This is a genomic window from Gluconacetobacter johannae (assembly GCF_014174305.1).
In the GTDB taxonomy this organism is placed as follows: Bacteria; Pseudomonadota; Alphaproteobacteria; order Acetobacterales; family Acetobacteraceae; genus Gluconacetobacter; species Gluconacetobacter johannae.
Map to the genome: position 1 here is coordinate 156,026 of NZ_JABEQH010000005.1, position 23,032 is coordinate 179,057.

Here is a 23,032-nt window from a genome sequence, read left to right on the forward strand (position 1 = left end):
CGTGGGCGGCATGCTAACGTCGCCGCCGGGCGGCGGTTCCCTCAGGTGATGCTCGGAATACGCATGCCGATTCGGGAAAAGTGACCGGGGAGAACCTGTCCGATCCCTCTCGGCCATGCCACCCTGTCGCCGACCCGCGCCGGGTGCGGAGACCGCCAGCCATGTCCCGTCTATGACCCATTCCCCCCTTAACGACGACGATCCGGAGCAGCCCAGCCCGGTCGTCGGGACCAGCCGCCCGAACCTGCTCAGGGTGCTGGGGCCCGGCCTGATTACCGGTGCGTCGGACGACGACCCCAGCGGCATCGCCACCTATTCGCAGGTCGGCGCCCGCTACGGCTACGCCATGGGCTGGACGATGGTGATGTCCTATCCGCTGATGGTGGCGATCCAGATCATCAGCGCGCGTATCGGCCGGACGACCGGGCACGGCATCGCCGGCATCCTGCGCCTGCATTACCCGACCTGGCTGCTGGCGGCGGTGGTGATGATGCTGCTGACGGCCAACATCATCAATCTGGGCGCCGACCTGGGGGCGATGGCCGATGCGCTGACGTTGCTGCTGCCGGCGCCGCGCGTGCTGTATGTGGTGCTGATGGCCGTGATCTGCATCTCGATGCAGCTGTTCCTTGAATACACACGCTATGTCGCGGTGCTGAAATGGCTGACCCTGGCCCTGTTCGCCTATTTCGGGACCCTGGCGATCGTGCATGTGGACTGGGCCGCGTGCGCGTGGGGCCTGGTCTGGCCCGGCTGGCCGTGGGACCGCGACATGATCGTGGCGGTGGTGGCGGTGCTGGGCACCACCATCAGCCCCTATCTGTTCTTCTGGCAGGCGTCGGAGGAGGTGGAGGACATGCATGTCTACCCCCGGCGCACCGATCTGTACGACGCGCCGTCGCAGGGCCGGCGCGCGCTGCTTCGCATCGAGATCGACACGCTGGTGGGCATGGGGTTCTCGAACCTGGTGGCGCTGGCGATCATACTGACCACGGCGGCCACCCTGCACCCCAACGGAATCCTCAGGATCGAGACCTCGGCGCAGGCCGCCGAGGCGCTGCGCCCGCTGGCGGGCCGCCTGGCGGCCGAGATCTTCACGCTGGGCATCGTGGGTACCGGCCTGCTGGCGGTTCCGGTGCTGGCCGGATCGGCCGCCTACGCGGTGGGCGAGATGCGGCGCTGGCCCATGGGCCTTGCCCGGCGGCCCAAGGAGGCCCAGGCCTTCTACGCCGTGCTGGTCATCGCGACCCTGATCGGGATGATCCTGAATTTCACCCCGATCAACCCGATACGGGCCTTGTACTGGAGCGCCGTCATCAACGGCGTGACGTCGGTGCCGGTCATGATCGTGATGATGCTGCTGGCCTCGCGGCGCGACATCATGGGGCCGTTCGCCATCCGGGGGGCGCTGCGGGCGCTGGGCTGGCTGGCGACCGGGGTGATGGCGGCCATCGTCCTGGCGATGTTCGTCACGCTCTGACCGCGCCGGGCAACGCCCGATCCGCGTCAGGGCGTCAGGCCGACGGCCGCCATGACCAGATGCATGGCGCCGGCGAAGGCCCCCATGGCGGCCACGCCGGCCAGCCACAGGGTGAGCATCCACCCAAGCTGGGTGCGTGGCCGGAAGGGGAGACGCATCAGTGATATCCTTCCCCGTGACGGACCTTGCCGCGGAACACGTAATAGGCCCAGGCGGTATAGATCAGGATGAACGGGATCACGAACAATGCCCCCACCAGCGCGAAGCCCATGCTTTCCGGGGGCGCCGCCGCATCGCGCAGCGACAGGGCGGGCGGGATGATGTTCGGCCACAGGCTGATCCCCAGCCCGACATAGCCCAGCAGCATCAGGCCCAGCGACATCAGGAACGGCACGGCATGATTGCCCTGGGCATTGCCGACGCTGCGGAGCAGCACGAAGGCGATTGCGATCACCAGCAGCGGCACCACGGCCAGGATCGCCATGTTCGGCATGGTGAACCAGCGGTCGGCGATGGCCTGGTGCAGCAGGGGCGTCCAGATGCTGACGATGGCGATGCAGGCCAGCAGGGCCAGCGTCAGCGGCTTCGCCAGGGCCCGCATCCGGTCATGCAGCGCGCCCTCGGTCTTGAGCATCAGCCACGTCGCGCCCAGCAGCGCATAGGCCGCCAGCAGCGCCACCCCGGTGAACAGGCTGAAGGGCGACACCCAGTCGAAGGCGCCGCCGTCGTACGACGGGCCGGTGACGCGCAGGCCGTTGATGAGCCCGCCCAGCACCCAGCCCTGGCAGAGGGTGGCCAGGACCGACCCGGCGGCGAACGCCTTGTCCCAGAAGGGGCGATGGGCCTCGTCCGCCTTGAAACGGAATTCGAAGGCGACGCCACGGAAGATCAGCCCGCCCAGCATCAGCAGCAGCGGAATGTAGAAGGCGCTGAGGACGACTGAATAGACCACCGGAAACGCCGCCATCAATCCGGCGCCGCCCAGCGCCAGCCAGGTCTCGTTGCCGTCCCAGACGGGGGCGATGGTGTTGATCATCGTGTCGCGTTCCGTCCGGTCGGGGATGAACGGGAACAGCAGGCCGATGCCCAGGTCGAAGCCGTCCATCACGACATACATCAGCACCCCGAAGGCAATGATGATCGCCCAGACAAGCGGAAGGTCGATACCCATGTCTCTGGTTCCTTGGGGCTGAAGGTTACAGGTCGCCGAGATTCGGCGCGGCGGACATCGGGCGGGCAGGGCGCTCGTCGGGGCGCAGGTCGTGGTCGTGGCCGGACAGGGCCTCGGGCGGCTTGGCGGCCAGGCGCAGCATGTACAGGACGCCGGTGCCGAAGATGCACACATACAGCACGACGAAGGTCAGCAACGACGCCGTCAGCACCGGGACCGAATGGTTCGACACCGCGTCGCGGGTCCGCAGCACGCCATAGACGACCCAGGGCTGACGGCCGATTTCGGTGGTGAACCAGCCGGCCAGGATCGCGATCAGCCCCGCCGGCCCCATGACCAGCGCGAAGGTCAGCAGCGGCCGGAAATCATACAGCCGCCCGCGCCACCGCGCGAACGCCGCGGCCACGCCCAGCAGCAGCATGGCCACGCCCAGCCCGACCATGACGCGGAACGTCCAGAAGACGATGGTGGAATTGGGGCGGTCCTCGGCCGGGAAATCCTTCAGCGCCGGGATCTTGCCGTTCCAGGAATGGGTCAGGATCAGGCTGCCCGCATGCGGCACGGCGATCTGGTAGCGGGTTTTCTCGGCCGTCATGTCGGGCAGGCCGAACAGGATCAGCGGCACCTGGCCTTCGTCATTGTCCCAGTGGCCTTCGATGGCCGCGATCTTGGCGGGCTGGTGTTCCAGCGTGTTCAGCCCGTGCTGGTCGCCGGCCTCGATCTGGATCGGGGCGACGATCAGGATCATCCACATCGCCATGGACATCATGCGCTTGACGGCGGGGGTGCGTTCGCCGCGCAGCAGGTGCCACGCCGCCGTGGCGCCGACGAACAGCGCCGTCGCCAGGAAGGCGGCCAGCACCATATGCGTGAAGCGGTAGGGCACCGACGGGTTGAAGACGATCTGCAGCCAATCGACCGGGATCACCCGCCCGTCGACGACCCGGTATCCCACCGGGGTCTGCATCCAGCTGTTCGACACCAGGATCCAGGTGGCGGAAATCAGCGTGCCCAGCGCGACCATGACGGTGGCGAACAGATGCAGCCCCTTGCCTACCTTGTCCCAGCCGAACAGGGCGACACCGAGGAACCCGGCCTCGAGGAAGAAGGCGGTCAGGACTTCGTAGGTCAGCAGCGGGCCGGTCACGGTGCCCGCCTTCGCTGAAAAATAGCTCCAGTTCGTGCCGAATTCGTAGGCCATCACCAGGCCGGACACCACGCCCATGGCGAAATTGACCGCGAAGATCTGCGACCAGTAGCGACAGAGCTGAAGATAGACCGGGTCCTTCTTCCACAGCCACAGCGCCTCGAGAAATGCCATATAGCTGGCCAGGCCGATGGTGATGGCCGGGAAGATGATGTGGAAGGAAACCGTGAAACCGAACTGGATGCGCGCCAGTTCCAATGCGCTCAGGCCGAACATGATGGTGCCTCCTTGCCGCGGGCCGGATGTCGGGATGGCGTGCCAGGCAATGCCGGAACAATATCCATACAAAATGAAAACAATAAATCCATATGTCTGTAAAATGTATGGGTCAAGAGGGGGCGTGCGAACCCCCGTCGCCTGGGTGGAACGTGGCGAGGCGGCGGGGGATGCCTCGCGGGGCGCGGATTTCCCATGTCGCCGCCCGGATGGGGACGGGCGCGGTGCAGGGGCGCGACAGCAGGCGCTATCCGACATGGACGGGTTGTGTGCAGGGTATGGCAGGATTGGGCGGACGGCGGTTGATTGTATGGAGTTTCTGGTGAATTGTCGGCATCACGACCATGCAACAGATCCGAGAATCGAATGTCCGCCGCTGACCTGGTGCCTGGCTGGAAGCAGTACATCGACCGCAATGCCGGCCCCCTCTATCTGTCGATCGTCGAGGCGCTGGCGGAGTCCATTCGCCGGGACGAGATCCACGAGGGCGACCGGCTGCCGCCGCAGCGGACCCTGGCCAAGACGCTGGGCACGGACCTTACGACCGTCACCCGCGCCTTCGCCGAGGCCCGGCGGCGTGGCCTGATCGAGGCGACGGTCGGGCGCGGGACGTTCGTGCGCGTCGGCGCGACCGAGACGCGCTGGCGCAATGCCGGACGGGCGGTGGTCGACCTGACCATGAACCTGCCGCCGATCCCCGAGAACCCGTCGCTGCAGCAACTGATCCAGAACGACATCAGCCGCATCCTGCGCCGGCAGGACCTGCATGCCCTGTTGTCCTACCGTGTGACCGGCGGCACCAGCGAGGAACGGCAACTGGCCGCCGACTGGATGAAGCCGATGCTGGGCGCGCGCCCGGCGGACGAGGTCCTGGTGGTGCCCGGGGCGCAGAGCGCGATGAGCGCCGTGGTCTCGACCCTGGCGGCGCCGGGCGACGTGATCGTGACCGACCGCTTCACCTATCCCGGCATCCGCACCCTGGCGGCCCAGTTCGGGCTGCTGCTGGCCGGGGTGGACAGTGACCGCGAGGGGATGGTGCCCGACCTGCTGGACCGGGCCTGCCGCCAGCATCGGCCGCGCCTGATCTACTGCACGCCCACCATCCAGAACCCGACCACCGCCACCATGTCATTGGCGCGGCGCGAGGCCATCCTGGCGGTCGCGAAGGCCCATAACGTGCAGATCCTGGAGGACGACCCCTACAGCCTGCTGCTGGACCAGCCGCCGCCGGCGCTGGCGGCGCTGGACCCGTCGCGCGTCTTCTACGTCTCGACCCTGGCGAAGGTGCTGTCGCCGGGCCTGCGGCTGGCGTTCCTGGTCGCCCCGCCGGACGCGGTCCAGCGCATGAGTTCGGCGGTCCGGGCGATTTCCCTGACCTGTTCGGGCCTGATGACCAGCCTGGTCGCGCGCTGGATGCAGGACGGTCAGGCGCAGGCGATCGTGCGGGCCATCCGCACGGAACTGCGCCTGCGCCAGGCGGCGGCGCGCGCGATTCTGGGCGACGGGCACTGCATGCACCCCGACGGCCCGCATGTGTGGCTGAAACTGCCGGACTGGTGGGGCAGCGTCGATTTCGTGTCCTACGCGCGCCGCCAGGGGCTGGGGCTGGTACCCAGCAGCGTCTTCACCGTCGAAGGCGAGCCCGCGCAGCGCGTGCGGATCGCGCTGGGCAGCGCCGCTACCCTCGACAGCCTGGAGGCGTCGCTGCATGGCGTCGTCTCGGTGCTGCAGCACAAGCGGTCGCCGGGCTACACCGACATCGTCTGACCGGCATGCTTCAGGGCTGTTCGCCCATGCACCGACAATATGGACATTATTCGTTTTTTCGCGTCGGCGAAAAAAGCTCGCGTTTTCGGTCGCTTGGGGGTGTCTGGCCGGCATTGCATGGGGGTGGTCGAGGAAATGTCGGGGGATGAATGGCGGCGTTCCGCCCGGCATGGGAAAATTGTATGGTTTTGTATGCAGTTGCGTCCGGATATGACCCTTGAGGATTGTCGTGATTGTATGTCACGACTTCGCCTGTCAGTTCATACGGTCACGGCCCGGCGCCGTGCCCTGGCAGGAGAATCCCGATGCCCAAGGTCGAACATGCCCCGCACAAGGACGGCGACGTCTTCGTCGATTATGAAAACAAGGTTTTCGAGGACGTAAAGGCCCAGCCGGGCGAGAAGGCGCTGGTCACCTTTCATACCGTCGCGTTCGAAGGGTCGATCGGCTTTGTCAATCTGTTGCAGGCGACGCGCCTGATCCGCAAGGGGTTCGACACGTCGGTGCTGCTGTATGGTCCCGGCGTGACGCTGGGCGTGCAGCGCGGCTTCCCCCGGCTGGGGGACGAGGCCTTTCCCGGCCACATGAACGCCAACCGCCAGATCGTGAAGATCCTTGAAGAGGGCGGCAAGGTCTATGCCTGCCGCTTTGCCTTGCAGGCGCTGTACGGCCATGGCGAGCAGTCGCTGATCCCGGGCATCACGCCGATCAACCCACAGGACGTGCTGGACCTGATCCTGCTGGCGCGGCGGGACAATGCCTTCATCCTCGATACCTGGACGGTCTGACGCCGAGGCGCGGGAGGGGACGATGAACCGCATGATCCGGGCGGCGGCGGCGCAGATCGCCCCCGTCTTCGACGAGACGGGGCTGGGCACCGTCGGGAAAATCTGCCGCACCATCGCGGACGCCGCGCAGCAGGGCGTGCAGATCATCGTCTTTCCCGAAACCATCGTGCCGTACTATCCCTATTTCTCGTTCATCCGTCCGGCGTTCCGGATGGGGGCGGAGCATCTGGCGCTGTATGACCGCGCGGCTGTCGTGCCCGGCCCGGTGACCGAGATGGTGGGCGCCGCGGCACGGGCGGCCGGGATGGTCGTCGTGCTGGGCGTCAATGAACGCGACGGCGGCACGCTGTACAACACGCAGCTGGTCTTCGACGCGACGGGCGAGCTGATCCTGAAACGGCGCAAGATCACGCCGACCTATCATGAACGCATGGTCTGGGGGCAGGGCGACGGCGCCGGCCTGAGGGTGGTGGACAGCGCGGCCGGACGGATCGGCGCGCTGGCCTGCTGGGAGCATTACAACCCGCTGGCCCGCTATGCGCTGATGACCCAGCATGAGGAAATCCATTGCGCGCAATTTCCCGGGTCGCTGGTGGGGCAGGTCTTCGCCGACCAGATGGAGGTGACGATCCGACATCATGCGCTGGAATCGGGATGTTTCGTTATCAACGCGACGGGGTGGCTGTCCGACGGGCAGATTGCCGACATCGCCGGCGACCCGGCGCTGGAAGGCCCGCTGCGCGGCGGCTGCTTCACCGCCATCGTCTCGCCGGAAGGAAAATTGCTGGCGGAACCACGGTGTGAAGGCGAAGGGCTGGTGATCGCCGACCTCGATTTCGGCCTGATTGCCAAGCGCAAGCGGATGATGGATTCGGTCGGTCATTACGCGCGTCCCGAACTGCTGAGCCTGCTGCACGACCGCCGCCCGGCCCGGACGGTCCATTACCCGGACGACCCGCCCGAAGGGGTGGAACCCGACAGTCTTCAAGACAGGACATAAGACGATGCCGATCCCCGCCGCCGCGCCGACGGACAGCCGCCGGCTGATTACCGACCTTCAGTCGCTGGGCCTGCAAATGGCCGACTGCGGCGGCGGCGTCACCCGCAAGGGGGGCGCGGGGCCATCGGACCACAAGGCGGTGACGGTCGCGGGCCAGACCATCATGGTGCCGATCTACACGATGGGCGCGCGGCGCTCGCCCTTCCTGGCCGACCCGCCCGACGCGCGCGGGGGAAGCGTGCTGCGGCACGAGGGCCGGCCGGTCGGCACCATCCGCTTTCCGACGCCGCCGCGTTTCTATGGCCTGCACACGGCGGACGGTATTCCGTACTGGAAAATTGCGTTGCTGCACGGGCGCGATACGCTGGCGACCACGGTGCACCAGACCTGCATCCGCTATGCCGACCGGCGCACGTCGTGCCAGTTCTGCGCCATCGGCCAGTCGCTGGAGGCCGGGCGCACCATTGCCTACAAGACGCCGCGGCAACTGGCCGAGGTCGCGCGCGCGGCCGTCGAACTGGACGGCGTGCGGGACATGGTGCTGACGACCGGCACCCCCAACGTGGTCGATCGCGGTGCGGCGGTGCTGGCGGACAGCACGGCGGCCATCAAGGCGGCGGTTGACCTGCCCATCCAGGTGCAGTGCGAACCGCCGCGCGACCCTGCCTGGTTCGCCCGCCTGCGCGCCGCCGGGGCCGACAGCCTGGGCATGCATCTGGAAGCCGCGACCCAGGACGTGCGGGCGCGGATCATGCCGGGCAAGGCGACCGTCAGCGTCGATCGCTACATGGACGCCTTCGCCGAGGCGGTGCCGGTGTTCGGCCGGGGGCAGGTGAACACCTACCTGCTGGCCGGGCTGGGCGACACGGCGGAGCAGATCCTGGCGCTGGCCGAACGGCTGATCGCACTGGGGGTCTATCCGTTCGTCGTGCCGTTCGTGCCCATTACCGGCACGCCGCTGGAACACCATCCGGCGCCGACGCCCGATTTCATGCGCGCGGTGCTGGCCCCGCTGGGGCGGATGCTGCGCGCGGCGGACATGCGGTCGTCCACCATCAAGGCGGGGTGTGGCCGGTGCGGCGCCTGTTCCGCGCTGTCGGCCTACGAGGGCTGAGCGATGGACACCGACCGGTTCGACGCCCCGCCCTTCGCCCCCAGCGAATATATCGTCCGGCTGGCGCGTACGCGCTGGGAAAAAGCCGGGCATTTCGCCTTGCGGCGGGCGGTCTTCTGTCATGAGCAGCGCGTCTTCGCGGCCGACGACCGTGATGCGACCGATGATGTCGCGATCCCCATCGTCGCCGCCTGCTGCGTCGCGGGCCTGCCCGAACAGGTGGTGGGCGCGGTGCGGATCCATGAATCGGAACCCGGTCTGTGGCAGGGGTCGCGGCTGGCGGTGCATGCGGACCATCGGCGGCTGGGCCGCATCGGTGGCGAACTGATCCGCATGGCCGTCTGCACCGCGCACGGGCTGGGCGCCACGCGTTTTCTGGCGCAGGTGCAGGCGCAGAACGTACCGTTCTTCCGCCGGCTGCACTGGCGCAGCCTGGACGAAATCACCCTGCACGGCCTGCCGCACCATGTCATGGAAGCCGACCTGGCGCACTACCTGCCCCATGGGTGCGAGCAGACCTGGCTGCTGCGGCCGCAGCGCGCGGCGCGGAGGCGGGCGTGACGGCGCCCGACCTGACAGCACTGGCCCGGCAGATCCGTCAGGGGCGGGCGCTGGCGGCCAAGCACGACATCGCCGAGGTCGTGGCGCGGCTGGGGCTTCCCGCCGAAGGGCTGCCGCGCCTGGGGGACGATTGCGCCGCCATTCCGGACGGCGACGGTTTCCTGCTGTTCGCCACCGAAGGATTCCAGGACGCGTTCGTCCGGTCCATGCCGTGGTTCGCGGGCTATTGCGGCGTCATGGTCAATGCCGGCGACGTGGCGGCGATGGGCGGACGCCCCATCGCCGTGGTCGATGCGCTGTGGAGCCGCGACGGCGACCAGGCGGCGCCGATCCTGCAAGGTCTGGCCTGCGGGGCGCGGACCTACGGCATTCCGGTGCTGGGCGGCCATACCAATCTGCGTGCCGGCCAGCAGGCCCTGTCGGTCGCCATCCTGGGCCGCGCCCGTCGCCTGCTGACCAGCTTCGACGCCCGGCCCGGCGAGGTGCTGGTCGCGGCCATCGACCTGCGCGGCCGCTGGCATGATCCGCATCCATTCTGGGATGCCAGTTCCGCGCTGTGCGACACGGAAGCGGCGGGACGCCTGCGCGGGGACCTGGAGATCCTGCCCGGCATCGCCGAGGACGGGCTGAGCCGCGCCGCCAAGGACATCAGCATGGCCGGCCTGGTCGGCACGGCCCTGATGCTGGCGGAATGTTCGCGCATCGGCATCACCATCGACCTTGACGCTATTCCCGCGCCGCCGGGCGTGGACATGGGGCGGTGGCTGGCCGCCTTCCCCAGCTACGGCTTCCTGCTGACCGCGCGGCCGGACGATGTACCCGCCGTCCTGGCCCGTTTCGCCGCGCGCGGCATCGCGGCGTCGGCCATCGGCGCCTGCCAGGACGGGACGTGCGTGGACGTGATCCGCGACGGGGCGCGTGAGACGGTCTGGGACCTGGCGCGGGCGCCGCTGATGGGATGCGCGCCATGACGCGGCGGATCGGCATTGTGGCGCATTCCACCAATCCGCGCGGCGGCGTCGTGCATGCCATGCACCTGGCCGAGGCCCTGTGCGAGGCGGGCGACGACGCCATCCTGATCGCGCCCGACGTCGCGGGGCGCGGGTTCTTTCGCCGGCCGGCCTGCCCGGTGATCTGCATCCCCGCGCGGCCCGAGGCCGATGTCGCGTCGATGGTCGAACGGCGGATCGTCGAGATCCGCGACGCCGTGCGGGGGATGCGGCTGGATATCGTCCACGCGCAGGACCCGATCGGCGCGAACGCGCTGGCCGATCTGGTCGCCGAAGGGGCGCTGCCCGGCTTCGTCCGGACGGTGCATCATCTGGACCGGTTCGACGATGCGCGCCTGGCGCGGCGGCAGGACCGGGGCGTCCACGCGGCGACGCAGTTGCTGTGCGTCAGCGACATGTGGCGGGACGTGCTGCGCGATCGGTATGGACGGGACGCCGAATGTGTCGGCAATGGCGTCGATGTGCGGCGGTACCGGCCGGAGGCCGACGCGCGCGACGAGGGTATCCGTCAGGCCCTGGGGCTGGAAGACGATGCCGTCATCGTCCTGGCCGTGGGCGGGGTGGAGGCGCGCAAGAACACCATCGCCCTTTTCGAGGCCTGCGTGGCGCTGCGACAGGAGCATCCGCGCCTGCATCTGGTGATCGCCGGCGGGGCGACGCTGCTGGATCACGGGACCTATCGTGCCGCCTTCGACGACCGGGTGCGCGCCGCCGGCGCCGACGGCTGGGTCGTGCGGGCCGGGGTGATGGCGGACGAGGCCATGCCGGCGCTGTATCGTGCGGCGCATGTCCTGGCCTACCCTTCGGTGTCCGAAGGGTTCGGACTGTGCCCGCTGGAAGCCCTGGCCTGCGGCATTCCCGTCGTGCTGCCGCGCCAGGCGCCGTTCAGCGCGCATCTGCGGGCCGACGATGCCGTGTGGTGCGACCCCGGTGACGCCGCGAGCCTGGACCGGGCGATGGGCCGCGCGCTGCAGGACGAAACACGGCGCTACTTCCGCGCGTGGGGGCCGAAGACCGCCGGCCGCTTCACCTGGGCGGCCGTCGCCGCCGCACATCATCCCGCCTATGACCGCCTGCCCCGAAAGGCCGCCCTCCATGCCTGAGATGCTGTTTCACGTCCGCTGGCCGGACGGTGCGGAAAGCCGGTGCTACTCGCCGTCGCTGGTCGTCGCCGATCATCTGGCCTGCGGGCAATCCTATCGCGTGCCGGATTTCCTGGCCCGCAGCCGTGCGGCCCTGACCGAGGCCAGCGCGCGGGTGCAGGCCCGGTACGGTTTCCCCTGCGGCCGCGCGCTGGCGCAACGCGATGAGATCGAGCGCCGATGCGCCGCCTTCGCCGATACGCCCGACGCGCAGGTTCATGTCGTGGGCTTCGATCAACATTCATCCTGATGTCAGGAGACTCCATCATGACAGAGACGAAATGCCCCGTGGTGATCGTGGGCGGTGGACAGGCGGGCCTGTCGCTCAGCTGGTATCTCTGCCGCCTGGACGTGGCCCATGTGGTGCTGGAGGCCCACACCGCCTGCCATGCCTGGGAGGACGAACGGTGGGACAGTTTTTCGCTGGTGACGCCCAACTGGCAATGCGCCCTGCCCGGCCATCCCTACCGGGGTGACGATCCGCACGGCTTCATGGTCAAGCAGCAGATCGTGGAATACGTGCAAGGTTTCGTGAAATCCTTCGATCCGCCGCTGCGGTGCGGCGTGCGTGTAACCGGCGTCAGTCGTGCGGGCGGTGGCTACCGGGTCGAGACGACTGATGGCGTCTATGTGGCGGCGCATGTCGTGATCGCGACCGGCGCCTATAGCGAGGCGGTCATTCCCGGATATGCCAGCGCCATTGATCCGGCGATTACGCAGGTCCATTCACAGTCCTATCGCAATCCGCACGCCCTGCCCGAGGGCGCGGTGCTGGTCGTCGGCAGCGGGCAGTCGGGCGCGCAGATCGTCGAGGATCTGCATCTGGCGGGGCGCAGGGTGCATCTGTGCGTCGGCAACGCGCCGCGCGTCTCACGTTTCTATCGCGGCCGCGATGTGGTCGACTGGCTTGCCGACATGAAATTCTACGACCTCACCGTCGACCGGCATCCGTTGCGCGACGGCGCGCGGGACAAGACGAACCATTACGTCACCGGCCGCAATGGCGGCCACGATCTGGACCTGCGCCAGTTCGCCCTGGAAGGTGTCGCCCTGCACGGCAGCCTGAAGAACATTCGCGACGATATCGCGTGTTTTGGAAACGATCTTACCGAGAACCTGGACGACGCCGACCGGACCAATGCGAATATCAAGGCGTCGATCGACGCCTATATCGCCCGCGAGGACATCGCGGCGCCGACGGAGGCGGCCTATGTGCCGGTCTGGACGCCGGACGGGGGAAATGCGCCGCTGGACCTGAAGGCGGCGGGCATCACCAGCATCATCTGGTGTATCGGCTTTCGGCCCGATTATCGCTGGATCGACGTGCCGGTGTTCAACGGGCGGGGGCAGCCGGTCTGGCATCGGGGCGAGACCGAGCAGCCGGGGCTGGCCTTCCTGGGCCTGCCCTGGCAGCACACCTGGGGATCGGCGCGGTTTTCCGGCATTTCCCGCGATGCCGCCTATCTGGCCGGCAGGATCGTCGGGCGCCCGGTGCCGGTCGCCGGCGCGTAACGTCCTCATGCTTCCCTGGACAACCCACCGCGACATGATGGCGGCGTATCGCGCCGACCCGGACGGGTTCTGGTTGGCGGCGGCGCGCCGTATCGCCTGGACGCGCCATCCCGAAGGCGCCGCCACGCGGCGTGCCGATGGATGGCACGACTGGTTCGCCGGCGGATGGCTGAACAGCTGCTACAACGCTGTCGATCGTCATGTCGATGCCGGCCATGGAGAGCGTGAGGCCCTGATCTGGCACGGCGCGGCGGACGGGGCGTGCGAAACCCTGACCTATGCGGCGCTGCGCGCGCGGGTGGCGGGATTCGCCGGGGGCCTGCGCGACCTGGGCGTCAGGACGGGGGATCGGGTCCTGATTTCCATGCCCAGCCTGCCGGAAACCGTGATCGCCATGCTGGCCTGCGCCCGTCTTGGGGCCATCCATGTCGTCGTCTTCGGTGGCTATGCGGCGCGGGAACTGGCGGCGCGGATCGACGACACCGCGCCCGTGGTGGTGATCGCGGCCACATGCGGGTTCCAGGGGCGGACGATGGTGCCCCATATGCCGTTGCTGGAACAGGCCCTGGCGCTGGCCGTCCATCGCCCGTCGGCCTGCGTGCTGGTGCGGCGGGCGGCCTGTCCGGTAGGGCTGCGGCCCGGACGCGACCATGATTTCCACGCGCTGGAACGTCACGCCCCGGCTGACCCGGTCGCGGTCCGGGCCGAGGACCCGCTGTATATCCTGCATACCTCGGGCACGACCGGCGCGCCCAAGGGGGTCGTGCGCGACAATGGCGGCCATGCGGTGGCGCTGGCCCTGTCGATGGAGCTGATCTACGGCATGGCGCCGGGGCAGGTCTTCTTCACCACGTCCGACCTGGGCTGGGTGGTGGGGCATTCCTACGCGGTCTATGGGCCGCTGCTGGCCGGCTGCACCAGCCTGTTCGCCGAAGGGCCGCTGGAGGCGCGGGCGATCCTGCCGCTGTGCGCCCGGCATCGGGTTCGGGTGTTGTTCACCACGCCGACCAGCCTGCGGCTGCTGCGCCGGCAGGCGGGCGACGGCCCGCTGTCCGGCGGGCCGGACCTGGCGGCGGTGTTCGTGGCGGGGGAACGGTCGGACCCGGAACTGTTGGCCTGGGCAGGCCGGGCCCTCGGTCGGCCGGTCCTGGACCATTGGTGGCAGACCGAGACGGGATGGAGCATCGCGGGGCCTTCTCTCGGCCTGCGGGACGCGGACCTGACCGCGCGGCCGGGGCCGGGTTTCGACCTTCAGGCGCGCGAGGGGGAATTGATACTGCGCCTGCCCCTGCCGCCGGGATGCCTGTCGGGGGTCTGGCGTGGCGCGGATTTTCCGGACCGCTATCTGGACGCGACGCGGCACTATTACCGGACCTTCGATGTCGGCGCGCTGGGGGCGGACGGCATGGTCCGGCTGACGGCGCGGCTGGACGACGTCATCAAGGTCGCAGGCCGGCGGATCGCCAGCGGCCAGTTGGAAGACGTGATCGCGGCCCATCCGATGGTGGGCGAGTGTGCGGTGGTGGGGGTGCCCAGCGGGCTGCGAGGCGAAATTCCCGTGGCCTATGTCGTGCCCTCCGTTCCGGTCGCTACACCGGGGCTGGGGGCGGATCTGGTGGACCTGGTACGGCGGCAGATCGGCCCGTTCACCGGCTTGCGGGACGTCGTCTTTGTGGGCAGCCTGCCGCGCACGCGTTCGGGCAAGATCGTGCGCCGGGCGTTGCGCGACAGGTCGTCGCGAGATGTCGCAACCCAGGCCATCCCCACCGCGTAGGAGGAAGACCGCATGTCCGAAGCCCGTCCCCCCGTGCCGCCGTTCACCGCCGAGACCGCGACCCGCAAGGTGCGCGGCGCCGAGGATGGCTGGAACAGTTGCGACCCGCATCGGGTGTCGCTGGTCTACACCCCCGACAGTTTCTGGCGGAATCGGTCGGAATTCATCCAGGGCCGGACGGCGATCATCGCCTTCCTGACCCGTAAATGGCAGGCCGAACGGGAATATCGGCTCATCAAGGAACTCTGGGCCTTTACGGATGACAGGCTGGCCGTCCGCTTCGCCTATGAATGGCATGATGCGGCCGGGAACTGGTTCCGGTCCTACGGCAACGAAAATTGGGAATTCGATGGGAATGGGCTGATGCGCCGGCGCTTCGCCAGCATCAACGACCTGCCGATCCGTGACGACGAACGCAAATTCTTCTGGGACCGCGCGGGGCCGCGCCCGGCCGATCATCCGGGCCTGTCGGACCTGGGATTGTAGGAACCCGGCAAGGGCCAGGGCCCTTGCCGGCGCGCGTCACTCGTCGCCGGGGATCAGTCCGCGATGGCGCAGCATCGGGGTGATGTCGGGGTCTTTTCCATAGAAGGCGCGGAACATCGGTCCGTACTCCTGTGTATGGCCGCGCGAGAGGATCATGTCGCGGAATCTCTGCCCGTTTTCGCGGGTCAGGCCGCCATGGGCGCGGAACCAGGCGAAGGCCGCGTCGTCCAGCATTTCGGTCCACAGATAGGCATAATATCCGGCCGCGTAGCCGTTGGCCCAGATATGGAGGAAATAGCTGGACCGATACCGCGTGGGCACGTCCTTCGTATCGAGGCCCATCCGGTCCATCGACGCGGCTTCGAACCGGTCGACGTCCTGACGCGGCGCGGCGGGCTTGATCGTGTGCCAGTCCATGTCCAGCCTGGCGGCGGTGATGATCTCGCCCAGCGCATAGCCCTGGTCGAAGCGCGCGGCCTTCTTGATCTTGTCCACCAGGGCCTGGGGCATCGGCGCGCCGGTCTGGTACTGTTTCGCGTAATGGGCGAAGACGATCGGGTCCAGCGCCCAATGTTCGTTGAACTGCGAGGGAAATTCGACGAAATCGCGCGCGACCGCCGTACCGGACAGCGTCGGGTAGGTCTGGTCGGCGAACATGCCGTGCAGCGCATGACCGAATTCGTGGAACATCGTGGTGACGTCATCGAAACTTATCAGCGCGGGCTGGCCTGCCGCCGGCTTGGTGAAATTGGCGACGTTATAGATGACCGGCTTCGTGCCCAGCAGGTGCGACTGCCCGACGAAGTTCGACATCCATGCGCCGCCATTCTTGTTGTCGCGCTTGAAATAGTCGAAATAGACCAGCGCCAGCGGCGACCCGTCCTTGTCCGAGACCTCGAACACCCGGACGTCGGGATTGTAGACCGGGATATCCTTCCGTTCCTTGAACGAAATGCCGTAAAGCTGGCTGGCGGCGAAGAACACGCCGTCGCGCAGGACGGTATCGAGTTCGAAATACGGCTTCACCTGGTCCTGGTCCAGATCGTAGCGCGCCTTGCGGACCTGTTCGGCATACAGCCGCCAGTCCCAGGGTTCGGGCTTGAAGGTCTTGCCGTCCTTCTCGATGGCGGACTGGATGTCCGCGACCTCGCGCTTCTGTTCGGCCAGGGTGGCGGGCACGAGCTGGGCGATGAAATGCTGCACGGCGTCGGGCGTCCTGGCCATCTGGTCGTACAGCACATAGGACGCATAGTCCGGGTAGCCCAGCAGCGCCGCCTTGCGCGCGCGCAACTGCGCCAGTTCCGCGATGGTGGCGCGGGTATCGCCGGCGTCGCCCCGTTCGGCGCGCAGCCAGCCGTTGGTGAACAAAGCCTTGCGGGTGTCGCGGTTTTCCAGCGTCTGCAATGCCGGCTGCTGTGTCGTGTTCTGCAGCGGCAGGGCCCATTTGCCGGTCAGCCCGCGATCATGCGCCGCCGACGTCGCGGCGGCGAGGGCGGCCGGGTCCAGCCCCGCCAGCGCCGCCTTGTCCGACACGGCCAATGCGCCGGCCCTGGTCGCGGCCAGCAGTTTCTGCTGGAAGAGGGTCTCCAGCGTCGACAGGCGCGTGTTCAGGCGCCGCAGCGTCGCCTTGTCGGTGTCGGACAACCGGGCGCCGGCATGGACGAATTGCTGATGATAGACCTCCAGCAACTGGGCCTGTTCCGGGTCCAGCTTCAGGGTCGCGCGGGCGGCATGGAGCGCCTGCACGCGGGCGAACAGCCTTGGGTCGAGGTAGATCGCATCCTGATGCTGCGCCAGCAGGGGGGCGATGGCCGCCTGCACCTTGTCCAGCGTCGGGTTCGTGTTGGCCTGGTAGACCCCGGAGAAGGTTTCCGATACGCGGTCGAGCACCCGTCCGGATCGTTCCATCGCGGTGATGGTGTTGTCGAAGGTCGGCGCGGCGGGATTGCCGGCGATGGCCTGGATTTCGGCGCGCTGCGCCTTCATGCCCAGCAGGAAGGCGGGCTGGTAGTCGCCGTCGTGGATCAGGTCGAACCGGGGGGCCTGAAACGGCAGCGTACTGGCGGCCAGGAAGGGATTGGCGGCGGCCCGCGCCAATGCCGGGGCGGTGGACCAGCCGGCCAGGCAGGTGACGAGGGCGGCAGTACGAAGCCAGACGGCGCGGTTCATTCACGTATCCTTCCCGGTGTCCCGGCCGGAAGGGGCGTGTCGCCCCATCCGGCCGGCGCAGCATGGCCGAAGGACGGACAAAAAACCACCCGACCCGGAACGATCGGGTGGAGAAACGTCTATCGCGACAGGGCGGGATAATCGACATATCCCTCCGGCCCGGCCCCGTAGAACGTCGCCGGGGCGGGTGGATTCAGCGGGGCGTCGTCGCGCAGGCGCGCGGGCAGGTCGGGGTTGGCGATGAAGGGCTTGCCGAACGCGGCGGCGTCGGCCCAGCCGGCATCCAGCGCCGCCTGCGCCGAGGCGCCGGTCAGCCCTTCGTTTGCGATATAGGGGCCGCCGAACGCGGCCTTCAGGCGCGGCCCGAGGCTGTCGGGCCCGACGGCTTCGCGCGCGCACAGGAAGGCGATCCGGCGCCGGCCCAGTTCGGTCGCGACATGGCCGAAGGTCGCGGCCGGGTTCGAATCCCCCATGGAATGGGCGTCGCAGCGTGGCGCCAGATGCACGCCGACCCGCCCGGCCCCCCAGACCGAAATGGCCGCATCGGTGACCTCCAGCAGCAGGCGGGCCCGGTTTTCGATCGACCCGCCATAGCGGTCGGTCCGGTGGTTGGTGCTGTCCTGCAGGAACTGGTCCAGCAGATAGCCATTGGCGCCGTGGATCTCGACACCGTCGAATCCGGCCTGCCGGGCATGCGCCGCCCCCTGGCGAAAGGCCTCGACGATGCCGGGGATTTCCCCGCTGTCCAGCGCGCGGGGGGTGACGAACGGCCGTTCGGGCCGCAGGAGGCTGACATGGCCCTGCGCCGCGATGGCGCTGGGCGCCACGGGCAGGTCGCCGTCCAGAAGGGAGGGATCGGAAATGCGCCCGACATGCCAGAGCTGCATGAAGATCCGTCCGCCGGCGCCATGCACGGCCTGGGTGACTTGCCGCCAGCCCGCGACCTGTTCGGCGCTCCAGATTCCCGGCACGCCGCGATAGCCGATACCCTGGGGCGAGACCGGCGTCGCCTCGGACAGGATCAGCCCGGCCGAGGCGCGCTGCACGTAATAATCGGCCATCAGCGCGTTGGGGACATGGGTGTCGCCGGCGCGCAGGCGCGTCAGGGGCGCCATAATCACGCGGTTGGGCAGGGTGAGGTCGCCGATGGTCAACGGGTCGAACAGGGTTGGCATGCTGATATCCTTGAACAGGCGTTGTATTAGACTGGTCGTCTTGAAGGCGGGCGACGCTCCGCCCGCGGGCCGGGCTGTCAGGGGGGCAGGGCCAGCAGGGTCCGCGTGGTCGCCATCGCCTCGTCGAACGGCCGGTGGTCGCGGGTGAATTTGGCCAGAAGGGTCGCGCCCAGCCAGAGCTGGTACAGGACCATCGCCACATGCCCCGGATCATCGACCCGTGGCAGCGATCCGTCGTCGCCCCCCGCCGTGACGCCGCGTTCCAGCCGGGCCACGATCCTCCGCGTGCCGTCCGCCAGGATGGCGCGCATGCCCTCGGACAGGTCGCAGACCTCGGCCCCCAGCTTGACCGCCAGGCATTGGCCGCAGGCGTCGCTGCCGGTCTGCGCGTCGCGCCAGCCCTGCCAGTAGCGCATCAGCCGGTCCGCCGCGGTCCCGCCGGAGTCGGACAGGATCGCGTCGATGCGTGCCAGGCCGGTGGTGAAATACTGCTCCAGCAGGGCTTCGCCGAACGCCTCCTTGGACGCGAAATAATGATAGAACGACCCCTTGGGCACGCCGGCGGCGCCCAGGATCTCGTTCAGTCCGACGGCGGAAAACCCCTTGCGGCCCAGGATCGGCCGGGCCGTGTCCAGGATATGCTGGCGAACGTCATGGGGGGCGGAAAGCGTGCTCACCCCGGCACGCTACAACCGATTAGACCAGTCGTCTAGAAGAAAATGACTCTCCAACCTGCGCCGGGCGGCGGGTGGCATGTGTTTTGCGTCGGCTGGCAGGAAATGTGTATTGCACCATCAAGAAGCGTTTTATATTGACCGTCGCCGATCGTACCGTATGATCCCGTTCACGCTACAGGTTTTCGGGGTTTCGCCGGGCGCCTGTCATGTCATCGTCAGGACCATGGAGGAAACCGGGTTTTGAGCCATATCCAGCTCCGCCACGACCAGGGTGTCCGGCGATGCGCCGCGTCGGCCGGGTATGCGCGTGTCGTGCCGTCCGGCGGCGGGCCGGCCGGCACGAAAATGTGGGACAGGGCATGGGGCGTCGCGGTGCTGGCCGGTGTGGCCTGGCTGGCCCGTTCCGCCTGGGCCGGCGGGGTCACGCTGCGCGACCTGTCCGATGCCGCGGGTTGCCTGTTCGCGTTCTGACCCGGCAGGCCGTCCGGACTTACCCCAATCCGCGTTATGAGTGGCCCATCGGTTGGTATAAGGTCCTGATTGACAGGGATCGGGGCAGGATGTGACCGGCATGGTTGCGATACCGAAGCGAAAAGCGGCCACGCGGAACATCGCGGCGGCGACCATCGGCAACGCGCTGGAATTCTACGATTTCACGGTCTACGCGGCCTATGCGACGACGATCGCGCGGGTGTTCTTTCCGGTCGGCAATTCCTTTGTGGGCCTGCTGCTGTCGGTCGCGACCTTCGGCCTGGGGTTCCTGGCGCGGCCGCTGGGGGCGGTGATGCTGGGTATCCATTCCGATCGCCGGGGCCGCAAGGCGGCGATGAGCATGACGATCTGGATGATGGCGCTGGGCAGCCTGATGATCGCCGTCCTGCCCGGCTACGACCGGATCGGGGTCCTGGCGCCGCTGCTGCTGGTCGTCGCCCGGCTGGTCCAGGGGTTCTCGACAGGCGGTGAAATGGGGCCGGCCACGGCCTTCCTGGTGGAAAGCGCCACCGCGCGCCGCATCGCCCTGGCCGGTAGCTGGCAGATCGCCAGCCAGCAGGGCGGCACGTTCCTGTCCGGCCTGCTGGGGCTGATGCTGGGCCTGTCGATGTCACCGGCGGCGGTCGAATCCTGGGGGTGGCGCATGCCCTTCCTGCTGGGGGTCCTGATCGCGCCGGTCGGCTACTGGATCCGGCATTCGGTTGACGAGACACTGGAACATTCGGTCGCCCTCGATGGCGCGGGGGCGGTGGCGCGCCGGCTGCTGCGCGACATGCCCGGGCGCGTCGGGGCTGCGATAGTGATCGTCGCCGGGGTGACCGTCGCGCAATATTTCTTCCTGTACGGCACGACCTTCGCCATCCGCACGCTGCATGTCCCGGCGGACTTCGCGCGCACGATGAACCTGGTCCTGGGGGGCGTCGGGCTGGTGTTCGCGCTGGCCGGCGGCTGGCTGGCCGATCGCTGTGGCGCGCGCCCCGTCGTGGTCGCGGCGCGGCTGGCGATGGCGGCGGCGCTTTATCCCGGCTTCATGGTCGTGATGCATGACCCGCGGCCGGGCGTGTTCCTGGCGGTCCTGGCGGTGCTGATGGTGGCGCACGGGGTTGCCAGCGGCGCGGCCATCGTCATCCTGACCGGGCTGTTTCCCATGGAGGTCCGCACACTCGGGACCGGCCTCTCCTACGCCCTGGCGGTCACGATCTTCGGCGGCACGGCCCAGCTCGTCTTCACCGCGCTGATCGGCCTGACCGGCAGCCCGATGTCCTGGCTTTTCTATATCGTCGCCGTATCCGTCGTGTCGGTGACGCCGCTGCTGTCCGGACGGATGGCGTGGGTCCTCGACGGTCGGGAAGATGATCTCGCGGCCGGCGCGCCGGATGCGGTTCGCATGTGAACAATAGGCCGGGCCGCACGTTCAGCTTCCGCGGGCCGGCCCGGCCGTGCCCTCCGGGAAAGATCACCGATGCCGCATGACACCCCCCTGATTTCGACGATCGTGGCGGGGCTTGTTCTGGCGTTCGTGTTCGGTGCCCTCGCCAACCGGCTGCGTATGCCGCCGCTTGTCGGCTATCTCGTCGCGGGGATCCTGGTGGGGCCGCACACGCCCGGCTTCGTCGCCGATCAATCGCTGGCGCCCGAACTGGCGGAACTCGGCGTGATCCTGCTGATGTTCGGTGTCGGCCTGCATTTCTCCCCGAAGGAGTTGCTGGCGGTGCGTTTCATCGCCATTCCGGGGGCGATGGCGCAGATCGGGGTCGCCACGGCGCTGGGCTGGGCGCTGGGCGTCGCCATGGGATGGTCGTCGGCCGGTGGGCTGGTCTTCGGCCTGGCCGTCTCGGTCGCTTCCACCGTCGTGTTGCTGAAAGCACTGCAGGAGCGCCGTCTGGTGGAGACGGAACGCGGCAGGATCGCCGTCGGCTGGCTGATCGTCGAGGATCTGGTGACGGTCCTGGCGCTGGTGCTGATCCCCGCCCTTGCGAGCATGACGGGACAGGGCGGCATCGCGCGCGATCCACTTGTGGGCCTCATGGGGCGCGTTCTCGGCTTCGATCCGGGACTGGGCGGGATTCTGGCGGTGACGGTGCTGAAGCTGGGGGGCTTCGTCGCGGTGATGCTGCTGATCGGCCGCCGGGGAATCCCCTGGGTGCTGCATCACATTGCCCATACCGGCTCGCGCGAGCTGTTTCGCCTGGGCGTGCTGGCCATAGCGCTGGGCGTGGCGTTCGGGGCGGCGAAGCTGTTCGGGGCCTCGCTGGCGCTGGGCGCCTTCTTCGCCGGGACGATCCTGTCGGAAAGCGAACTCAGTCAGCGCGCGGCGCAGGAAAGCCTGCCGCTGCGCGATGCGTTCGCCGTGCTGTTCTTCGTGTCGGTGGGCATGTTGTTCGACCCACGGGCGCTGTTCGAAAGCCCGCTGCCCCTGCTGGGAACGCTCGCCATCATTCTGGTCGGAAAGTCGATCACCGCGTTTCTGATCGTCATCCTCTTCCGGCGCGGTGTGGCCATCGCGCTCACCATTTCGGCCAGTCTCGCGCAGATCGGCGAGTTTTCCTTCATCCTTGCCGATATGGGCGTGACGCTGCACCTGCTGCCCGAGCAGGGGCGCAGCCTGCTGCTGGCGGGGGCCATCATTTCGATCGTCCTGAATCCGATGATCTTCGCCCTGTGCGAGCGCATCATCCGGCCCGCGCTCGAGGCCCGGGTCATCCGGGCCGCGATCGCCTCGGTCGTCCCCCTCGCGCCCGCGCTTCTTCATGCCGAGACGCCGGCACCGTCCGAACCGGCCGGCGAGGGCGCCTATCCGGAGGGCGAGGCCGCACCGACCGGGCTGACGGATCATGTGGTGGTGGTGGGGTACGGGCGGGTGGGCGGGATCGTCGTCGCAGCACTTCACGAATCGCGGGTGCCGTTCCTGGTGATCGAGGACGCCGACCAGAGTATCGCGCTGCTCCAGAGCCGGGGGATCGAGGTGATCGTCGGCAATGCGGCGTCGCCCGATGTGCTGGCGCTTGCCAACCTCCCGGCGGCCCGCAGCATCGTCGTTGCCATTCCGGGGGCGTTCGAAGCCGGACAGGTGGTCGAGCAGGCCCGGGCGCTCAATCCGTCGATCCTCATTATCGGGCGGGCCCATTCCGACGCGGAGACCGAACATCTGACCCGGCTGGGCGCCGACACCGTCATCATGGGGGAACGTGAGATCGCCCGTGGGATGATCGACCGGCTCCGCCGTTCGGCTCCGGCGATCCTGCCGGCGGACGTCGCATCCCCGCCGCCCTTCTCGGTGGGGTGAGGGGC

The 23,032-nt window shown here is 68.3% G+C and carries 21 protein-coding genes; 15 read left to right on the plus strand and 6 right to left on the minus strand.

Going from position 1 to position 23,032, the window contains the following annotated elements; all coding sequences use genetic code 11:
* Positions 1–172 precede the first annotated feature (172 nt).
* Complete coding sequence (locus HLH21_RS05065) at positions 173–1,480, plus strand: NRAMP family divalent metal transporter (RefSeq protein WP_182941941.1); 1,308 nt, start codon at positions 173–175, stop codon at positions 1,478–1,480.
* Positions 1,481–1,506: 26 nt separating this feature from the next.
* Here HLH21_RS05065 and HLH21_RS05070 read toward each other — a convergent pair whose 3' ends face one another.
* From HLH21_RS05070 to HLH21_RS05080, 3 genes are read right to left on the minus strand one after another with little or no spacing between them, the layout of a single operon-like run.
* The gene (locus HLH21_RS05070; RefSeq protein ID WP_182941943.1) at positions 1,507–1,638 is read right to left on the minus strand and encodes a DUF2474 family protein; all 132 of its coding nucleotides are present in this window, start codon (positions 1,636–1,638) and stop codon (positions 1,507–1,509) included.
* Positions 1,638–2,651: a cytochrome d ubiquinol oxidase subunit II gene (gene cydB / locus HLH21_RS05075; RefSeq protein ID WP_182941945.1), complete on the minus strand. Its 1,014-nt coding sequence runs from the start codon at positions 2,649–2,651 to the stop codon at positions 1,638–1,640. The genes HLH21_RS05070 and cydB overlap by 1 nt, the downstream gene beginning before the upstream one ends.
* A 25-nt stretch (positions 2,652–2,676) precedes the next feature.
* Positions 2,677–4,074 (minus strand): cytochrome ubiquinol oxidase subunit I, encoded by a 1,398-nt coding sequence (locus tag HLH21_RS05080; protein WP_182941947.1) that lies wholly within the window; start codon positions 4,072–4,074, stop codon positions 2,677–2,679.
* 366 nt (positions 4,075–4,440) lie between these two features.
* On the opposite strand from HLH21_RS05080, the gene HLH21_RS05085 reads away from it, so the two are divergent.
* From HLH21_RS05085 to HLH21_RS05135, 11 genes are all read left to right on the plus strand, one after another.
* Entirely contained in the window at positions 4,441–5,841 is a 1,401-nt protein-coding gene (locus HLH21_RS05085; protein WP_182941949.1) for an aminotransferase-like domain-containing protein, read from the plus strand.
* A 305-nt stretch (positions 5,842–6,146) separates the two neighbouring features.
* Positions 6,147–6,629, plus strand: coding sequence for an MSMEG_0572/Sll0783 family nitrogen starvation response protein (locus HLH21_RS05090; RefSeq protein ID WP_182941951.1), 483 nt, complete (start codon positions 6,147–6,149; stop codon positions 6,627–6,629).
* 22 nt (positions 6,630–6,651) lie between these two features.
* The gene (locus tag HLH21_RS05095; protein ID WP_182941953.1) at positions 6,652–7,629 is read left to right on the plus strand and encodes a Nit6803 family nitrilase; all 978 of its coding nucleotides are present in this window, start codon (positions 6,652–6,654) and stop codon (positions 7,627–7,629) included.
* 4 nt (positions 7,630–7,633) lie between these two features.
* Positions 7,634–8,743: an MSMEG_0568 family radical SAM protein gene (locus HLH21_RS05100; protein ID WP_182941955.1), complete on the plus strand. Its 1,110-nt coding sequence runs from the start codon at positions 7,634–7,636 to the stop codon at positions 8,741–8,743.
* Between the two features lie 3 nt (positions 8,744–8,746).
* The gene (locus tag HLH21_RS05105; protein ID WP_182941957.1) at positions 8,747–9,304 is read left to right on the plus strand and encodes an MSMEG_0567/Sll0786 family nitrogen starvation N-acetyltransferase; all 558 of its coding nucleotides are present in this window, start codon (positions 8,747–8,749) and stop codon (positions 9,302–9,304) included.
* The gene (locus HLH21_RS05110) at positions 9,301–10,275 is read left to right on the plus strand and encodes a sll0787 family AIR synthase-like protein (protein ID WP_182941959.1); all 975 of its coding nucleotides are present in this window, start codon (positions 9,301–9,303) and stop codon (positions 10,273–10,275) included. The genes HLH21_RS05105 and HLH21_RS05110 overlap by 4 nt, the downstream gene beginning before the upstream one ends.
* Entirely contained in the window at positions 10,272–11,417 is a 1,146-nt protein-coding gene (locus tag HLH21_RS05115; RefSeq protein ID WP_182941961.1) for an MSMEG_0565 family glycosyltransferase, read from the plus strand. The genes HLH21_RS05110 and HLH21_RS05115 overlap by 4 nt, the downstream gene beginning before the upstream one ends.
* On the plus strand, positions 11,410–11,706 hold the full coding sequence (locus HLH21_RS05120; protein ID WP_182941963.1) for an MSMEG_0570 family nitrogen starvation response protein: 297 nt from the start codon (positions 11,410–11,412) through the stop codon (positions 11,704–11,706). Before HLH21_RS05115 ends, HLH21_RS05120 begins: the two co-directional genes overlap by 8 nt.
* Before the next feature lie 17 nt (positions 11,707–11,723).
* Positions 11,724–12,968 (plus strand): MSMEG_0569 family flavin-dependent oxidoreductase, encoded by a 1,245-nt coding sequence (locus HLH21_RS05125; protein WP_220789686.1) that lies wholly within the window; start codon positions 11,724–11,726, stop codon positions 12,966–12,968.
* Positions 12,969–12,975: 7 nt separating this feature from the next.
* Positions 12,976–14,742 carry an AMP-binding protein gene (locus HLH21_RS05130; protein WP_182941967.1) on the plus strand — a complete coding sequence of 589 codons (1,767 nt, stop codon included), beginning with the start codon at positions 12,976–12,978 and terminating at the stop codon, positions 14,740–14,742.
* A gap of 12 nt (positions 14,743–14,754) precedes the next feature.
* Positions 14,755–15,228, plus strand: coding sequence for a nuclear transport factor 2 family protein (locus HLH21_RS05135; protein WP_182941969.1), 474 nt, complete (start codon positions 14,755–14,757; stop codon positions 15,226–15,228).
* A gap of 36 nt (positions 15,229–15,264) precedes the next feature.
* Here HLH21_RS05135 and HLH21_RS05140 read toward each other — a convergent pair whose 3' ends face one another.
* From HLH21_RS05140 to HLH21_RS05150, 3 genes are all read right to left on the minus strand, one after another.
* Positions 15,265–17,397, minus strand: coding sequence for a M3 family metallopeptidase (locus tag HLH21_RS05140; protein ID WP_182941971.1), 2,133 nt, complete (start codon positions 17,395–17,397; stop codon positions 15,265–15,267).
* 119 nt (positions 17,398–17,516) lie between these two features.
* Positions 17,517–18,572: an alkene reductase gene (locus HLH21_RS05145; protein WP_182941973.1), complete on the minus strand. Its 1,056-nt coding sequence runs from the start codon at positions 18,570–18,572 to the stop codon at positions 17,517–17,519.
* A gap of 77 nt (positions 18,573–18,649) precedes the next feature.
* A complete protein-coding gene (locus tag HLH21_RS05150) occupies positions 18,650–19,249 on the minus strand; it encodes a TetR/AcrR family transcriptional regulator (RefSeq protein WP_182941975.1) in 600 nt (199 codons plus the stop codon).
* Positions 19,250–19,489: 240 nt separating this feature from the next.
* On the opposite strand from HLH21_RS05150, the gene HLH21_RS05155 reads away from it, so the two are divergent.
* The 3 genes from HLH21_RS05155 to HLH21_RS05165 all read left to right on the plus strand — a co-directional run bounded on the left by HLH21_RS05155 (position 19,490) and on the right by HLH21_RS05165 (position 23,027).
* On the plus strand, positions 19,490–19,720 hold the full coding sequence (locus HLH21_RS05155) for a hypothetical protein (protein WP_182941977.1): 231 nt from the start codon (positions 19,490–19,492) through the stop codon (positions 19,718–19,720).
* A 100-nt stretch (positions 19,721–19,820) separates the two neighbouring features.
* Entirely contained in the window at positions 19,821–21,134 is a 1,314-nt protein-coding gene (locus HLH21_RS05160) for an MFS transporter (RefSeq protein WP_182941979.1), read from the plus strand.
* Between the two features lie 69 nt (positions 21,135–21,203).
* Positions 21,204–23,027 carry a cation:proton antiporter domain-containing protein gene (locus HLH21_RS05165; protein ID WP_182941981.1) on the plus strand — a complete coding sequence of 608 codons (1,824 nt, stop codon included), beginning with the start codon at positions 21,204–21,206 and terminating at the stop codon, positions 23,025–23,027.
* The last annotated feature ends 5 nt before the right edge of the window (positions 23,028–23,032 follow it).

Excerpts from the sequence above, each read along its gene's own strand:
- HLH21_RS05065 (WP_182941941.1), top strand. The coding sequence starts at position 173 with ATGACCCATTCCCCCCTTAACGACGACGATCCGGAGCAGCCCAGCCCG.
- HLH21_RS05070 (WP_182941943.1), bottom strand. The coding sequence starts at position 1,638 with ATGCGTCTCCCCTTCCGGCCACGCACCCAGCTTGGGTGGATGCTCACC.
- cydB (WP_182941945.1), bottom strand. The coding sequence starts at position 2,651 with ATGGGTATCGACCTTCCGCTTGTCTGGGCGATCATCATTGCCTTCGGG.
- HLH21_RS05080 (WP_182941947.1), bottom strand. The coding sequence starts at position 4,074 with ATGTTCGGCCTGAGCGCATTGGAACTGGCGCGCATCCAGTTCGGTTTC.
- HLH21_RS05085 (WP_182941949.1), top strand. The coding sequence starts at position 4,441 with ATGTCCGCCGCTGACCTGGTGCCTGGCTGGAAGCAGTACATCGACCGC.
- HLH21_RS05090 (WP_182941951.1), top strand. The coding sequence starts at position 6,147 with ATGCCCAAGGTCGAACATGCCCCGCACAAGGACGGCGACGTCTTCGTC.
- HLH21_RS05095 (WP_182941953.1), top strand. The coding sequence starts at position 6,652 with ATGAACCGCATGATCCGGGCGGCGGCGGCGCAGATCGCCCCCGTCTTC.
- HLH21_RS05100 (WP_182941955.1), top strand. The coding sequence starts at position 7,634 with ATGCCGATCCCCGCCGCCGCGCCGACGGACAGCCGCCGGCTGATTACC.
- HLH21_RS05105 (WP_182941957.1), top strand. The coding sequence starts at position 8,747 with ATGGACACCGACCGGTTCGACGCCCCGCCCTTCGCCCCCAGCGAATAT.
- HLH21_RS05115 (WP_182941961.1), top strand. The coding sequence starts at position 10,272 with ATGACGCGGCGGATCGGCATTGTGGCGCATTCCACCAATCCGCGCGGC.
- HLH21_RS05120 (WP_182941963.1), top strand. The coding sequence starts at position 11,410 with ATGCCTGAGATGCTGTTTCACGTCCGCTGGCCGGACGGTGCGGAAAGC.
- HLH21_RS05125 (WP_220789686.1), top strand. The coding sequence starts at position 11,724 with ATGACAGAGACGAAATGCCCCGTGGTGATCGTGGGCGGTGGACAGGCG.
- HLH21_RS05130 (WP_182941967.1), top strand. The coding sequence starts at position 12,976 with ATGCTTCCCTGGACAACCCACCGCGACATGATGGCGGCGTATCGCGCC.
- HLH21_RS05135 (WP_182941969.1), top strand. The coding sequence starts at position 14,755 with ATGTCCGAAGCCCGTCCCCCCGTGCCGCCGTTCACCGCCGAGACCGCG.
- HLH21_RS05140 (WP_182941971.1), bottom strand. The coding sequence starts at position 17,397 with ATGAACCGCGCCGTCTGGCTTCGTACTGCCGCCCTCGTCACCTGCCTG.
- HLH21_RS05145 (WP_182941973.1), bottom strand. The coding sequence starts at position 18,572 with ATGCCAACCCTGTTCGACCCGTTGACCATCGGCGACCTCACCCTGCCC.
- HLH21_RS05160 (WP_182941979.1), top strand. The coding sequence starts at position 19,821 with ATGGTTGCGATACCGAAGCGAAAAGCGGCCACGCGGAACATCGCGGCG.
- HLH21_RS05165 (WP_182941981.1), top strand. The coding sequence starts at position 21,204 with ATGCCGCATGACACCCCCCTGATTTCGACGATCGTGGCGGGGCTTGTT.